Source organism: Promicromonospora sp. NPDC060271 (assembly GCF_042726755.1).
Taxonomy (GTDB): Bacteria; Actinomycetota; Actinomycetes; order Actinomycetales; family Cellulomonadaceae; genus Promicromonospora.
In genome coordinates, this window is sequence record NZ_JBHXBG010000135.1 from 1 (window position 1) to 14,731 (window position 14,731).

Genomic DNA, 14,731 nt, shown 5'->3' on the forward strand with positions numbered 1-14,731 from the left:
GTGCCGACCACCTGACGTTCTGCCGACCATCGCTGGGTGTCGGCCTCAGGCATGGCTGCTATAACGAGCGGGTGCTCTCCAACCGTCGTGTCGCCGCCGAAGTCTGGATAGTGCTCGGGCTCAGCCTGGGCCAGTCGGCGGTCTACGCGCTCGTCAACATCGCTGCGCGTCTCACCGCCGGCACGCCGCTCGCCGAGCAGACCGCCACGCTCAACGCGAGCCAGTCCGAACGCCCCTACCTCGACCTCGTCTACCAGCTCCTGAGCATCGGCTTCGCGCTGGTCCCGGTGGCCCTGGCGCTGTACCTGCTCAGCGGGCCGGGGCGCAGCGCGGTCCGCAGCCTCGGCCTCGACCGGTCCCGGCCGGGCCGCGACCTCGGCTGGGGCGTCGCCCTCGCCGCGGCGATAGGCATCCCGGGACTCGCGTTCTACGTCCTCGGGCGTGCGCTCGGCATCACCGTCGAGGTGCAGGCCAGCGCCCTGGACACCCACTGGTGGACCGTCCCGGTGCTGCTGCTCAGCGCGTTCCAGAACGGGCTGCTCGAAGAGGTGATCGCCGTCGGCTATCTCCACGAGCGCACGCGGGAGCTCGGCTGGAACCGTGTGAAGTTCATCGTGGCCAGCTCGCTCCTGCGCGGGTCGTACCACCTGTACCAGGGCATCGGACCGTTCATCGGGAACGTGGTGATGGGCGTCGTCTTCTCGTGGTTCTACACGTCGCCGAGGTTCGGGACCGACGGACGGCGCCGCGTGCTCCCGCTGGTCGTCGCCCATACGCTGCTCGACGTCGTGGCGTTCGTCGGCTATGCCCTCGTGCCGGCGGAGTGGCGCGAGGCCCTGGGGATCCGCTGATCCTGAGCATGGCAGTACGAGGGACTTCACCGGCCTGACCCGACCTGTCCCCTGACCTGCTCTGGGAAGAACAGGTGTCGCGACCGCTCCTCCGGTCATGTACGGCCCAACGCCCTTAGAATCCGAGACATGTCCAACTCGAGCACCGGCCGCGTTGGCGCCGGTGCCGACCTGTCCGACGCTCCGCGCACCGCGCCGGCCGGGTCCGACCTGGTCGACGTCGTCGACACGCCGGAAGAGCGTGTCCGGCACCCGCGCGCGCTCGTCTGGATGGTCGGGTGCGCGCTGGGCGTGGCGAGCGTCCTGATCCTCTCCGTGGTCGCGCACGGCACGACGGAGGGCGTCACCGAGGACGTCCGGAGCTTCAACGACCTGCTGGCCGACATCCTGTTCGTCCCCGTGGCGGTGCTGCAGGGGCTGGTCAGCATGTTCGCCCCCGTCGCCGTGCTGATCGAGCTTGCGGTCCGCCGCCTGGGCAGGCAGATCATCGAGTCGATAGTCGGCGCAGCCCTCGGCCTGGTGCTGGGTGTCCTCACCACCGTCCTGCTGCACCAGCTCGGCTCGGACGAGCTCGTGCGCGGGATGTCGGTCTGGGAGAGCGGCACCGGCTACGTGCTGGCCATCCCGGAGTACGCGGTCGCCCTGACGGCGATGCTCACGGTCGCAGGGCCGGCCACGCGACGCCGGACCGTCCGCATCTCGTGGAACCTCATGTTCGCCGCCCTGCTGATCGTGCTGATCACCGGCCAGGTCTCGCTGCCGGGGGTGCTCGTCGCGCTGCTCCTCGGCCGGCTCGCCGGATCGGCGGTGCAGTACGTGTCGGGCACGCGCAGCGAGCGTGCGTACGGGCCCGACCTCGTGACCGCCGTGCGCCGCGCCGGCTTCGTGCCGACGTCGCTGGCCCGGGTGCAGGCGCAGCCCGTACCGACCGGCGACGAGGCCACCGCGTCCGCCGGGGCCGGCACACCGGACGCCACGCCCGACGACCCGGTGGCGCTCGCTCTGAGCCGCGGGGACGGCAACCGTGTGTACGCCCTCTACTGCGACGACGGCGTGCGCCGCGACGTCGTGGTGCTCGACGGCGACCGCCAGGTCGTCGGGCTCATCACACGCCTGTGGCGGGCCCTGCGCCTGCGCGGGATCGAGGGCAGGGCCGCCATCTCGCTCAAGGCCGTCGCCGAGCGCACCGCCCTCCTGTCCTACGCCGCGACCGCCGCCGGCGTCCGCACCCCGCGGCTCCTGGGCATCGGCGAGTTCGGCGACTCGATCGCGCTCGTCCTCGAGCACGCCTCCCCGGCGCTGTCGCTCCGCGACCTGCCCGACGACGAGGTGGACGACGACGTCATCGCCGAGGCCTGGAAGCAGCTCCGCCGGGCCCACGACGCCGGGCTCACGCACCGCGCCCTCACACAGGACGTCCTGCTCACGCACCGCGACCCCGACGGCGCCCCGCACGTGTGGATCACCGGCTGGGAGCAGGGCGACATCGCGTCGCCCCCGCTCTCGCGACGCCTCGACCTCGTGCAGATGCTCGCGCTCATCGGGCTGCGGGTAGGTCCCCGGCGCGCCGTCGCGTCGGCGGTCCGGGCGCTGCCCGATGCCGACATCGCCGCCATCGGGCCCCTGATCCAGTCGATAGCCCTGCCGCGGACCACCCGCGAGGAGGTGCGCCGGGCGAAGGGCCTCCTGGGCGAGCTGCGGGGCGCCCTGGTGGAGCGGCTGCCCGAGGCGAGCGTGCAGCCGCAGCGCATCTCCCGGTTCAGCGCGCGCACCGTGCTCACCACGACGCTGATGATCATCGCGGTCGCCGTGATCGTGACCACCATCAACTTCAACGAGATCGCGCAGGCCGTGCGCGAGGCCAACCCGTGGTGGATCGCCGTCGCGTTCGCGCTCGCCGTCCTCACCTGGTTCGGCGCCGGTCTCACGCTCGTCGCGTTCTCACCGGCCCGCGTGCCGATCGGACGCGCCACGTGCACCGCGGCGGCAGGCTCGTTCGTCGCCCTGGCGGCACCGGCCGGCATCGGCCCCGCGGCGCTGAACCTGCGCCTGCTGACGCAGCGCGGGGTGTCGATGTCGATGGCGGTGGCCACCGTCGCGCTGGTCCAGGTGTCGCAGTTCGTCGTCACGGTGCTGCTGCTCGTCGCCCTCTCGATCTTCACGGGGTCCGGCGCCCTCGTGGAGCTGCCGTCACCCGCCGTGCTGATCACCCTGGCCGGCATAGCCGTTGTCGTCGTCGCGACGCTGCTGGTGCCGCCCGTCCGGCGGTGGGGCATGGCGTACATCGGACCGCGGCTGCGGCAGGTGTGGCCCCGGCTGGCCCAGATGCTGAGCCACCCCGGCCGGCTGGCGCTCGGCGTCGCGGGGAACCTGATCATGACGCTCGGCTACATCATCGCCCTGTGGTGCTGCCTCGCCGCTTTCGGGCAGTCGCTCTCGCTGGTCGACATCGCCCTGGTCAACCTCGTGGGCAACGCGCTCGGCGCGCTCATCCCGACCCCCGGCGGCCTGGGTGGTGTCGAGGGCGCCCTGACGGCCGGTCTGACGGCCGCGGGCGTGCCTGCGACCATCGCGTTCTCCGCGACCATCCTGTACCGCCTGTGCACCTACTGGGGCCGCGTGCCGATGGGCTGGCTCGCGATGAAGTACCTGGAGCGCAAGGGCGACCTCTGAGCGCGGCGGCATCCGGCCGCAGCGCAGCGGCACCCGCCGCACCCGGACACACGAAGGCCCGACCCCCGTACTGGGAGCCGGGCCTTCGCCTCGCTATAAAAATCAGCGGCGAAGCGTCACTTCGCGACGGCCTTCTTCAGCAGCGAGCCGGCGCTGATCTTGACACCGAAGTTCGCCGGGATCTGGATCTCCTCGCCGGTGCGCGGGTTGCGACCCGTGCGGGCGGCACGCTCGACGCGCTCGGCCGAGAGGAAGCCAGTCACCTTGACGGCCTCGCCCTTGGCGAGCGACTCGATCAGCACCTCCTGGAAGGCGTTGAGCGCGGCCTCGGCCTCGGTCTTGTTGATCTCGGCCTTGCTGGCGATGGCCGAGACGAGCTCGGACTTGTTGAGCGACATGCGGTTCCCTTCTTCGGTCACGTCGTGCGGCGGTACCCGCCCGACGACGAGGCCCCATACTGCCAGCAGATCGGCAGGAATTCGCGGAGAACGGGTACTTCCACGGCGAGTCGTGGGTAACTTTCTGCTCTCAGAGGACGCGAACCTGTGTACGAGCCTGTGGACGACGACGGTGACGGGCCTCCTGGAGCAGTGTCACCCCGCACTATCCGATGACTTCCGCAACCCATAGCCGTCTACCGTTCCAGTACTCCCGCGCCAATGAGAGGAAATCGTGGAGAAACCGCCGTACGAGCTCCCAGCCACCGTCGAAGGCGTCGCGAACACCTCTCAGGGACCTCCTGACGACGTCTCCGGGGACACCGCCGAGGACGCCGAGCCCGCTGCCCCGGCGCCCGTTGACGCCCCGCACGCGCGCCGCAACCTGGTCGTGCTCGTGTTCAGCAACCTGCTGGCCGGCGTCGGGGTCGCCTCCGGTGCCGCCGTCGGTGCGCTGCTCGCCGAGAGCCTCGGCGGCACCTCCATGGCCGGCCTCGCGCAGGCCGTCGGGGTGCTCGCCGCCGCCGTCGCCTCGATCCCGCTCGCGACGCTCGCCCAGGTGCGCGGACGCCGCTGGGCGCTGTCGCTCGGCTACGCCCTCTCCACGGTGGGTGCGCTGCTCATCGTCACGGCGGCCGTCGTGGGGCAGCTCGTCGTGCTGCTCGTCGGCCTCACGCTCTACGGCGTGGCCAACGCGACCAACCTGCAGTCCCGCTACGCGGCGGCGGACAACGTGGGTTCGGGTACGCGCGCCCGGACGATGTCGGTGGTCCTGTGGTCCACAACGGTCGGCTCCGTCGTCGGGCCCAACCTCGCGGCCCCCGGTGCGGTGGTGGGCAGCGGGTTCGGCGTGCCCGCCCTCGGCGGCCCCTATCTCTTCTCGGTGGTCGCGTACCTGCTGGCCGGTCTCGTGCTCGCGGCTCTGTATCGGGACCCGGTGGGCAACGCGGTGGGCAACGCGGTCGCTGCCGCCACCACCGCCGCCACCACCGCCGCCGGGCGGCTCGGCAAGCGCGCCGACAGCGCCGGACGCGCCGAGCCCCGGCGGACCGGGGCCTTCACCGCGCTGCGGTGGGCGTGGGCGCACCCGCGGGCACGGTTCGCCGTCGTGACCACCGCCGTCGCGCACGGTGTGATGATCATGGTGATGGTCATGACGCCGGTGCACATGCAGCACGGCGGGATGTCGCTGCAGCTCGTCGGCATAGTGATCAGCCTGCACGTGCTGGGGATGTTCGCGTTCAGCCCGGTGTTCGGGTGGCTGTCCGATCGCTTCGGCCCGCTGCGGGTCGCCGTCGGCGGGCTGGTGCTGCAAGGCGCCGCGGTGGTCCTGGGTTTCCTGGCCGCGGCGATGGTGGCCGACGCCGAGGCCGGTGCCGGCGGGCACGCGGGCGGGCACGGAGGGCACGGCGCCGCCGCCCCGGTGCTCGATACCGAGGTGCTCACGGCGGTGGCGCTGGTGCTGCTCGGGCTCGGCTGGTCGGCGTGCCTCATCGCGTCGTCGGCGGTGCTGGCGTCCGTGGTGGAGCCGCACGTCAAGCTGCCGCTGCAGGGCGCGACCGACGCGCTGATGAACTACTTCGGCGCGGGTGCGGCGGCCCTGGCCGGACCGCTCCTCGCCTGGGGCGGTTTCCAGGCCGTCAACACCGCGGGCGCCGTCCTGCTCGTACCCGCCGTGGTAACGGTGATCCTGGCGCTCCTCCGCGCCCCGAACCCGTCATCCGCGAAGTAGGGCTGGTCAGACGCGCGGCTTGCCGTCCGGGTTGGTGTTGGGCTTCCCGTCGTCCGGGTCCTCGGGGTCGTGGTCGCCGGACCCCCGCAGCCGGTCGTTCTCGAGGAGCTTGCGCCGCATGATGACCACCAGCCCCAGCACGACGAGCACCGCCGCGACGATCCCGCCGGTCACGGCCAGCCCGCTGGTACCGGCGCCGTTGCCGGCACCGGCCAGCTCGGTGGGTCCGGTCGGCTCGGCAGCGGGGTCCGGCGTCGCGTCCTCGGTCGGCTCGGCCTCCTGCGTGGACGCCTCGGGCTCTCCGGTGACCTCGCCGCTGGGGGACGCCGTGGGTTCGGCCGCAGCCTCCACCTCGTAGCTGAACTCACCGTCGATCGGGTGGCCGTCGGAGGAGACGACATGCCATGCGACGTCGTACCGGCCGGCGGGCAGGTCGTCCGTGAGCTGCGCGGTCACGACCTTGTCGTCGACCTGGATGTCCTGGCCCTGCGCGGTGACGCCGTCCGGGCCGACCAGGACGACCTCGATCCCCGTGTCGAGCGGTGCCGAGCTGAAGGTGAGCGAGATGCTCGCCGGGTGCTCGTCGAGCGTCGCGCCGTCCTTCGGGTCGGACGACAGGAGCTGGTCGTGAGCGCTCGCCGGACCGGCCACCAGCAGGAGGGCCGCGAAGGTGAGGACGGCCGCGAACACGGTGATGACGCGGACGAGGCGACGGCTACCGGGCCGAGCCAGGGCAACGGAGACAGCAGGCATACGAGGCACACTACCCGCCGCCGTCGTGAGCGCGGCCGCCCACGACGGGCTGTCCGTCGTGGGCGTAAGAATCACGCCCACAGCAGGACTGGTCAGCCTTCCGGAACGTTCTTCGTCAGCTCCGCCAGCCATGCCGCCGCCGACGCGTCCGAGGGCATCCGCCAGTCGCCGCGGGGCGACATGGTGCCACCAGGGGACACCTTCGGACCGTTCGGCAGGGCCGACCGCTTGAACTGCGAGGCGAAGAACCTGCGCACGAACACCTCCAGCCAGCGCCGGATCGTCGCCAGGTCGTAGGCGGTGCGCCGCGCGGCGGGGAAGCCGGGCGGCCAGTCGCCGTCGTCCACCGCGTGCCAGGCGTGCCAGGCCAGGAACGCGATCTTCGACGGGCGGAAGCCGTAGCGCAGCACGTGGAACAGCGTGAAGTCCTGCAGCGCGTACGGGCCGACCGTCGCCTCGGTGGACTGCGGTGTCTCACCCTCCTCGGTGGGGATCAGCTCAGGGGTGATCTCCTGCTCCACGATCTCCGTAAGGACGGCGTTGACCGGGCTGTTCGCGTCCGGCGCGAACTGGCCGGAGTCGACGGTCCAGCGGATGAGGTGCTGGATCAGCGTCTTCGGCACGCCCGCGTTCACGCCGTAGTGCGACATCTGGTCGCCGACGCCGTACGTGCACCAGCCGAGTGCCAGCTCGGAGAGGTCGCCCGTGCCGAGCACTATGCCGCCGCGGTGGTTCGCGAGCCGGAACAGGTAGTCGGTGCGCAGGCCGGCCTGGACGTTCTCGAAGGTCACGTCGTACTGCTTGGCTCCCTCGGAGAACGGGTGGTCCAGGTCCCGCAGCATCTGCTCGGCGGCGGGCCGGATGTCGAGCTCCTGGAACGTCACGCCGAGCGCCTCGGCGAGCCGGATCGCCCGGTCCTTGGTCTCCTTGCCCGTGGCGAAGCCCGGCATCGTGAAGGCATGGATGTCGCTGCGCGGCCTACCGAGCCGGTCCATGGCCTTGGCCGCGACGATCAGCGCGTGCGTCGAGTCGAGCCCGCCGCTCACGCCGATCACGACCTTCGGCTGCCCGATGGCGCGCAACCGCTGCTCGAGCCCCGTGACCTGGATGTTGTAGGCCTCGTAGCAGTCGAGGGCCAGGCGCTCGGCGTCGTCGGGCACGAAGGGGAAGCGGTCGACCTTGCGCCGCAGCCCGATGTCGCCCTGCGGCGGCTGGACGCTGAACGTGACCTCGCGGAACTCGTCACCGCTCGTGCCAGGCGCGACCATCCCCAGCCCGCGCCGGTTGTCGTCGAACGTGCCCTGCCGCAGCCGCTCCTGCCGCAGGCGGTCCAGGTCGACGTCGACCACGGTGGCGCGGGCGCCGTCGGGGAAGCGCTCGGTCTCGCCGAGCAGGTCCCCCGCCTCGTAGACCATGGTCTGGCCGTCCCACGACAGGTCGGTGCTGGACTCGCCCTGGCCGGCCGCCGTGTAGACGTAGGCGGCGCTGCAGCGGTAGCTCGCACTGCGTACGACCAGGCGGCGGTCCTCGGCACGCGCCACGGTGACGGGGCTCGCGGACAGGTTGAGCAGGACGGTCGCGCCCGCGAGCGCCGCCAGCGCGCTCGGCGGCACGGGCACCCACATGTCCTCGCAGACCTCGACGTGGACGGCGAGGCCGCGCACGTCGTCGGCCCGGAAGATCAGGTCGGCCCCGATCGGCACCTCCTCGCCGAGCAGGGTGAACGTGCCGCGGTGCTCGTCGCCGGACGCGAACTGCCGCTTCTCGTAGAACTCGCGGTAGTTCGGCAGATAGGACTTGGGCGCGACGCCGAGGATCCGGCCCCTGTGCACGACGACGGCGGTGTTCAGCAGGCGGCTGCCGACCAGCAGCGGCGCGCCGACGACGAGCATCGTGCTGAGCTCGAGGCTGGCCTGCCGGATGGCGGCGAGCGCGTCGAGCACCGACTCGAGGAGGACGTCCTGCATGAACAGGTCGTCGATCGCGTAGCCGCTCAGGCAGAGCTCGGGGAACACGGCTACCGCCACGCCGTCGGCGTTGAGCTGCCGGGCCTGGTCCAGGACCGTCGCGGCGTTCGCAGCGGGGTCGGCGACGGCGACGGGGATGGTGCAGGCCGCCACCCGGGCGAACCCGTGGGCATAGGCGTTGTAGAAGTCCACGGTTCGAGTCTAGGGAGGCGGGCAGCGATGGCCGTGTCAGCAGCGGTCGACGCGTGCTGGTCCGGACGGCCTGCGGCGCGCTCACCTCACGCGATGCCTGCGATATCGCCGTCCTCGAAGACGATCGCCTGCTGGAGCTCGCCGCCCAGAGCCCTCGCGTAGCGGACAAGCACCTCCTGACCGGAGATCTTGCCCTTCTCGATCTGCGACACCCGTCCCTTGGTGACGCCCATCCGGTCGGCTACCTCTTGCTGTGTCATGCGCCGCTTCTTGCGCAGCTCGGCGAGCCGGTATCCAGTAACCTCCGCCAGAAGCTCCCGCTTGCCACGCTCGAAGGCCTCCTCGCCGCCGGCCTTCTCGACGAGATCGCCTCGGATATCTGTCCACCGCACGTAACCAGTCACGATGCACCTTGCCCTTCTTCTTCAGCGCGTCGGCTCAAGTACTTCTGATATCGCTCTTCGGCCAGCGGGATCGCCTCGACGTACCACTCTCTCCACCGTCCGGACTTGTCGCCGGCGACCAGGAAGATCGCTGACCGCCACGGATCGAAGACGAAGAGCAGCCGTGCATCACCTGGTCGAAGTTCCTTGAGGTTCGCGATCGAGGAGTGCTGGATGGTGTCGACCAATGGCCGCCCCAGTCGCGGCCCACGTTCCGCCAGGACGTCGATCGCCTGGGCGACTCGGTCGCGCGCAGTCTCGTCGAGACCGTAGATCCACTCGCGCACCTCGTCCACGACGTAGATGCTCCATTCCTCGTCCGCCATGCTGCGAGTTTAGTTATCGGTATACATGTTCGCACGGCGAACGCACATCTGTCACGCTTTCCCGCTCACCGATGAGTCCCGGCCGCCAGTGGCGTCCGTCCTGCTAGAACGTGGTGCCGACCGGCACCGCCCTCAGCGAAAGAGACCGCTCATGTCATTCCAGGCCTACCTCGACGCCGTCGAGACCAAGACCGGGCACACGCCCCGTGAGCTCATCAAGCTCGCAGAGGAGCGCGGGTTCGACGCGTCCACCAAGGCGACCCCGATCCTCGAGTGGCTCAAGGAGGACTACGGCCTGGGCCGCGGGCACGGCATGGCCATGGTCCACGTCATCACCAAGGGGCCACGGATCAGCACGAAGCACGTGGGCACCTCGGGCCCGCACCGCGACGAGTCCGACACGCTCTGGCTCGACGGGAAGGCGACCAACCCGGCGACCACGGGCTGACGCCCGCCGGGACGGCCGCCCGCCTCGACCCGGTGTGTGTCCGGACACGTCGTTACTCCCGGTAATGATGTACCCATGACAACCCGCTCCAGCATCGCCATCGTCAACGCCCACGTCGTCCCCGTCGCCTCCGCGGTCATCGAGGGCGGAACCGTCCTCATCGAGGACGGCGTCATCACCGCCGTCGGGCCGGACGTGGCAGTACCCGACGGCATCCGCACGATCGACGCCGAGGGCAGGTGGCTCCTGCCCGGGTTCGTCGAGGGGCACGGCCACCTCGGCGTCCACGAGGAGGGCGAAGGCTGGGCCGGCAACGACACGAACGAGATGACGGACCCGAACGGGTCCGCGTTCCGCGCGCTCGACGCCATCCAGGTGGACGAGGACGGCTTCCGCGACGCGCTCGCCGGCGGCGTGACGACGGCGGTCGTCAAGCCCGGCTCGGGCAACCCGATCGGCGGGCAGACCGTCGCGATCAAGACCTGGGGCGGCCGCACGGTGGACGAGCAGGTCATCAGCGACGCGGTGTCGGTCAAGAGCGCGCTCGGCGAGAACCCGAAGCGGGTCTACGGCGACAGGGAGCAGCTCCCGTCGACCCGCCTGGGTGTCGCCAACGTGATCCGTTCGGCATTCGTCGACGCCCAGAACTACGTGGCGAAGCGGGACGCCGCCGCGGCCGAGGGCAAGCCGTTCGAGCGGGACCTCGGCAAGGAGACGCTGGCGCGCGTCCTCGCCGGCGAGCTCGCCTGGGACCAGCACACGCACCGTGCCGACGACATCGCGACGGCCATCCGGCTGTCGGAGGAGTTCGGCTACCGGCTCGTCATCAACCACGGCACCGAGGGACACCTCATCGCCGACGTCCTCGCCGAGAAGAACATCCCGGTGATCTACGGCCCGATGTTCGTCTCCCGGTCCAAGGTCGAGGTGCGGCAGCGCGCGAACCGCAACATCGCGGTGATGGCGGCGGCCGGCGTGCGCGTCGCGATCACCACCGACCACCCGGTGATCCCCATCAACTTCCTGGTGCACCAGGCGTCGTTCGCGGCCCGCGACGGACTGCCGCGCGAGACCGCCCTGGCTGCGATCACGACCAACCCGGCGTCGTTCCTCGGCCTGGACGACCGGGTGGGCGCCATCAAGGAAGGGCTCGACGGCGACGTCGTGCTGTGGTCCGGCGACCCGCTCGACACCGACTCCAGGGCCGAGCACGTCTTCATCACCGGCACCGAGGTCTACACCTGGGACCCGGCCGCCGACGGCGGGCGCGGCGCGGGCCGCGTGCTGGAGCGCGCGTCCCGCTTCGCCTGACCGTCCAGCCCGTGTGATCGGCAAAAGGTCAGAAGTTCGGCAGTCCGAGGTGCCGATCTCCTGACCTTTTGCCGATCACACGGGCAGGGCGGGCCGGAGGGTGGCACCCCGGGACCATTTGCGGCGGCACCTCGGGGCGACGCGGCGGGCAGCGGCGCGGCGTAGCGTTCGAGCATGCTGGGCACCATCCGTCCGAAGATCGACGCCGCCGCGGACCTGTCCGCCCCCGGACCGTTCGACCGCACGCGACCACGCGTGTTCGTCGCGGTCGCGGTGGTGTTCGCCACCAACCTGGGTTCGCTCGGCGCCGCGCGCGGCCAGGCCTGGGCCTCGGAACCCGGTCTCGTCGGGTTCCTCCTGCTGCTGGTCGCGCCGGCAACGCTGCTGTTCCTGCTGCCCTGGCGCCCCGCACTCGCCGCCGTGCTGTCCGTCGCGGCGACCGTCACGTTCCTGCTGCTCGGCTATCCGTGGGGACCTGTCTTCCTCGGACCGGTCGCCGTCCTCGCGGGCATCATGCTCAGCGGCGACGCACGCCGGGCCCGCCTGATCGCGTGGTCGGGCGCCGCCCTGCTCGCCGGGGGTGTCAGCGCCGTAGCCTCGCTCATCGCACCGCGCGTCGAACAGGCCCTGACCGACGAGCCACGACCTCCGCACAGCGAGTGGGGCCCTGGTCACGGCCCGGGCTGGAACGCCGACGACGGCGGCTGGTTGCTGAGCCCGGGGTCGCTCGTCGCGGCAGCCGCCTGGCTGGCCGTCGTGCTGCTGATCGCGAGCGGCGCGCGGGACCGGATCACGCGACGTGTGGCGGCGCGCGCCGCGGCGCGGGCCACCGCGGCGGAGCGGGAGCGCACCGCCGTCGCCTCCGAGCGGCTGCGGATCGCGCGGGAGCTGCACGACGTCCTCGCCCACTCCCTGTCCGCCATCAACGTCCAGGCCGGGGTGGGCCTGCACCTGCTCGAGAAAAACCCCGGGCAGGCCAGGGAGGCGTTGTCCAACATCCGTGACACTAGCAAGGACGCCCTCGCGGAGGTCCGCACGGTGCTGGGCATCGTCCGCGAGGGCACCTCCCCGTCCGCCCGGGGCACGCTGCCCGACGACGGAGTCACCATCGGGGCCTCCATCGGCCCCGGCGGCGAAGCGAGGCTGCCGATGGGGCTGGGCGACGCCGCCCCGCTCACCCCCACCTGGGACCTCACCGGGCTGCACGCCCTGGCCGGCCAGGCCAGGGCAGAGGGCCTCGACGTCACCGTCGAGCTCGCGGCCTCCGTCAGCGGCCTGCCCGACCACGTCGTCGGCATCGTGCACCGCGTGGTGCAGGAGTCGCTGACCAACGTGCGCAGGCATGCGCCATCGGCCCGTCGGGTGACCCTGCGGGTCACCAGGCACGACGGCGTCGAGGTGGTGGTGGCCGACGACGGCGTCCCGACGGGAGGACCGGTCGAGCCCGGCTACGGGCTCCTCGGGATGCGCGAACGGGTGGAGGGTGCCGGCGGGACGCTCACCGCCGGACCCCGCGGGGACGGCGCCGGGTGGGAGGTCCGTGCCAGGCTCCCGGTGCCCGAGGGCTGGCCCCGGGCTTCGACCGGCTCGACCACCGAAGCACCTGCCTCGACCCCGCCGTCAGACCGAACCGAGACCGGAGACACCGCATGATCGACGTCCTGCTCGCCGACGACCAGGCCCTCGTACGCGGCGGGTTCCGCGCGCTCATCGACTCCGAGGACGACATGCGCGTGGTCGCCCAGGCCGCGACCGGCGACGCCGCGGTGGCGCTCACCCTCGAGCACCTGCCCCAGGTTGTGCTCATGGACATCCGCATGCCAGGCCTGGACGGACTGGAGGCGACGCGGCGGATCATCGCCGAGCCACGGGCGGCAGGCGTCCACGTGGTCGTCGTGACGACGTTCGAGCTCGACGAGTACGTCACGGAGGCCATCCGTGCCGGCGCCTCGGGGTTCCTCGTCAAGGACACCGAGCCGGCCGAGCTGGTGCGGGCGGTGCGCGTGGCGGCGTCGGGCAACGCGCTCCTGTCCCCGACGGTGACGCGGCGGCTGCTGGCCAAGGTCGCGGAGGCCACGCGCAGCGTCCGGCCGGTGCCCGCGCTCGCGGAGCTCACGCCGCGTGAGCGCGAGGTGCTCGTCGAGGTGGCCGGCGGGCTGGCGAACGACGAGATCGCCGGCAAGCTGTACCTCTCCGAGTCGACGGTGAAGACGCACGTCTCCCGGGTGCTCATGAAGACCCGTTCGCGCGACCGTGCGCAGCTCGTGGTGCTCGCGTACGAGGCGGGCCTCGTGCGCCCCGGATGGAGCGGCTGACGGGGCGACGGGCCGATGTCGTAGCGGTCCGACGGCACCACGGGTGTAGGGGAGCAGGTACGCGGGGCTGACGACCCCGGCGTCGGACGGCGGCAGCCTGGTGTCATGGCCGGAACGACCGGCCGAACCGACTGCTGGAGGTCGACATGCTCACCGCGACGACGGAGGTCCTCGCCAACGGGCCCCACTACGGCTGGGGCGGACCCGGCCCGTTCTTCTTCATCTTCCCGCTCCTGTGGTTCCTGCTGTTCGCGACGGTGATCTTCCTGATCGCCCGGCGTGCCCGGCGCGGCCCGCGCGGCGGATGGGGCGGTCCGTGGGCGGCGCACGCCGCGGCGGGCACCGACCCGGTGACGCTGCTGGGTACCCGTTTCGCTCGCGGGGAGATCGACGAGGCCGAGTACCGTTCCCGGCTCACCGTGCTCCGCTCGGCGGAGCCGTACCCGACCGCTCCGCCGAGCGCGGGCCCGAACGCCGGACCTACGGCTCCCGACGTGCCTCCGACGGCCTCGACGCCGCAGGACCAGCCGCCGGCGGACGACAACCGCTGACGAACCGCCCCGCGCGACCCTCGGCGCCCAGGCCACTTCGGTGACCTGGGCGCCGAGTGCGTGCCCGGCCGTCCGCCCGACGCCGGGGTGCCGGGACCCCAGCTCGTCACGACGGCAACGATTGGCCTTCTGTTGCGGCTGTGCCGCTAGACTCGCGGGCGAGTGCGACCGAACGCACTCGTCTGACCCGATGACGTGAGGGAAGTAGATCGTGAGCACCAGCAAGAACTGGGCGACGGCCGCACTGGTCTCCTGTGCGCTACTGCTGTCCGGATGCGCGGCCCTCGAGAGCATGGCCAGCGACTTCGCACCCTCTGGCGAAGAGGTCACGCCGGTCGTGCCGTCGCCCGTCGCCAAGGCCCCGATCAGCACCGGCGAGTACGACCTCGTCGAGTCGTGCAGGGTGTTCTTCACCGGGCCGATCGTGGGGAACGTCGAGGAGCTCGGGCGCTACGTCCAGGCGCCGCTCAACGAGGACCTCACGGGCAAGTTCAGCAGCGTCAGCAGGAACCTCGGCGACATCATCGGCAAGGCCGACGAAGTGAGCATCGCCCACCTCGAGGCGGTCCGCGCACCGTTCGACCAGGCGCTCGACGGCTCCATCGCCCGCCCCAAGGCCGTCGAGACGGCCATCAAGAACTACGACACCGCATGCAAGGAAGGCGGCTTCAAGGGCTGACCGCCTGAATCCGCGAAGTAGAGCGCCTGTCCGGCTCTCCCTGACGTCATCAG

The 14,731-nt window shown here is 71.5% G+C and carries 14 protein-coding genes; 9 read left to right on the plus strand and 5 right to left on the minus strand.

Annotated elements, in window-relative coordinates; all coding sequences use genetic code 11:
* Positions 1-32 precede the first annotated feature (32 nt).
* Positions 33-851, plus strand: a complete 819-nt coding sequence (locus tag ACFWE2_RS18765) for a CPBP family intramembrane glutamic endopeptidase (RefSeq protein ID WP_377225748.1) — start codon at positions 33-35, stop codon at positions 849-851.
* A 129-nt stretch (positions 852-980) separates the two neighbouring features.
* Positions 981-3,524 (plus strand): YbhN family protein, encoded by a 2,544-nt coding sequence (locus ACFWE2_RS18770; RefSeq protein ID WP_377225736.1) that lies wholly within the window; start codon positions 981-983, stop codon positions 3,522-3,524.
* Positions 3,525-3,640: 116 nt separating this feature from the next.
* On the opposite strand, the gene ACFWE2_RS18775 is transcribed toward ACFWE2_RS18770, so the two are convergent.
* Positions 3,641-3,922: an HU family DNA-binding protein gene (locus tag ACFWE2_RS18775; RefSeq protein ID WP_116673175.1), complete on the minus strand. Its 282-nt coding sequence runs from the start codon at positions 3,920-3,922 to the stop codon at positions 3,641-3,643.
* A gap of 274 nt (positions 3,923-4,196) precedes the next feature.
* Between ACFWE2_RS18775 and ACFWE2_RS18780 the strand changes: the two genes are divergently transcribed.
* Entirely contained in the window at positions 4,197-5,693 is a 1,497-nt protein-coding gene (locus ACFWE2_RS18780; RefSeq protein ID WP_377225737.1) for an MFS transporter, read from the plus strand.
* Positions 5,694-5,699: 6 nt separating this feature from the next.
* Here the strand turns inward: ACFWE2_RS18780 and ACFWE2_RS18785 are convergent, their stop codons facing one another.
* The 4 genes from ACFWE2_RS18785 to ACFWE2_RS18800 all read right to left on the minus strand — a co-directional run bounded on the left by ACFWE2_RS18785 (position 5,700) and on the right by ACFWE2_RS18800 (position 9,374).
* On the minus strand, positions 5,700-6,446 hold the full coding sequence (locus ACFWE2_RS18785) for a copper resistance protein CopC (protein WP_377225738.1): 747 nt from the start codon (positions 6,444-6,446) through the stop codon (positions 5,700-5,702).
* 92 nt (positions 6,447-6,538) lie between these two features.
* Positions 6,539-8,605, minus strand: a complete 2,067-nt coding sequence (locus ACFWE2_RS18790) for an NAD(+) synthase (protein WP_377225739.1) — start codon at positions 8,603-8,605, stop codon at positions 6,539-6,541.
* An 86-nt stretch (positions 8,606-8,691) separates the two neighbouring features.
* Positions 8,692-8,997 carry a helix-turn-helix domain-containing protein gene (locus tag ACFWE2_RS18795; RefSeq protein ID WP_377225740.1) on the minus strand — a complete coding sequence of 102 codons (306 nt, stop codon included), beginning with the start codon at positions 8,995-8,997 and terminating at the stop codon, positions 8,692-8,694.
* 8 nt (positions 8,998-9,005) lie between these two features.
* Complete coding sequence (locus tag ACFWE2_RS18800; RefSeq protein WP_377225741.1) at positions 9,006-9,374, minus strand: type II toxin-antitoxin system RelE/ParE family toxin; 369 nt, start codon at positions 9,372-9,374, stop codon at positions 9,006-9,008.
* A 151-nt stretch (positions 9,375-9,525) separates the two neighbouring features.
* On the opposite strand from ACFWE2_RS18800, the gene ACFWE2_RS18805 reads away from it, so the two are divergent.
* The 6 genes from ACFWE2_RS18805 to ACFWE2_RS18830 all read left to right on the plus strand — a co-directional run bounded on the left by ACFWE2_RS18805 (position 9,526) and on the right by ACFWE2_RS18830 (position 14,678).
* Positions 9,526-9,822: a DUF4287 domain-containing protein gene (locus ACFWE2_RS18805; protein ID WP_377225742.1), complete on the plus strand. Its 297-nt coding sequence runs from the start codon at positions 9,526-9,528 to the stop codon at positions 9,820-9,822.
* A gap of 75 nt (positions 9,823-9,897) precedes the next feature.
* Positions 9,898-11,133, plus strand: coding sequence for an amidohydrolase (locus ACFWE2_RS18810; RefSeq protein WP_377225743.1), 1,236 nt, complete (start codon positions 9,898-9,900; stop codon positions 11,131-11,133).
* A 174-nt stretch (positions 11,134-11,307) separates the two neighbouring features.
* Positions 11,308-12,786, plus strand: a complete 1,479-nt coding sequence (locus ACFWE2_RS18815; protein WP_377225744.1) for a sensor histidine kinase — start codon at positions 11,308-11,310, stop codon at positions 12,784-12,786.
* Complete coding sequence (locus ACFWE2_RS18820; RefSeq protein ID WP_377225745.1) at positions 12,783-13,448, plus strand: response regulator; 666 nt, start codon at positions 12,783-12,785, stop codon at positions 13,446-13,448. Before ACFWE2_RS18815 ends, ACFWE2_RS18820 begins: the two co-directional genes overlap by 4 nt.
* Positions 13,449-13,594: 146 nt before the next feature.
* Positions 13,595-13,999, plus strand: a complete 405-nt coding sequence (locus ACFWE2_RS18825) for an SHOCT domain-containing protein (protein WP_377225746.1) — start codon at positions 13,595-13,597, stop codon at positions 13,997-13,999.
* 211 nt (positions 14,000-14,210) lie between these two features.
* Complete coding sequence (locus ACFWE2_RS18830; protein WP_377225747.1) at positions 14,211-14,678, plus strand: hypothetical protein; 468 nt, start codon at positions 14,211-14,213, stop codon at positions 14,676-14,678.
* The last annotated feature ends 53 nt before the right edge of the window (positions 14,679-14,731 follow it).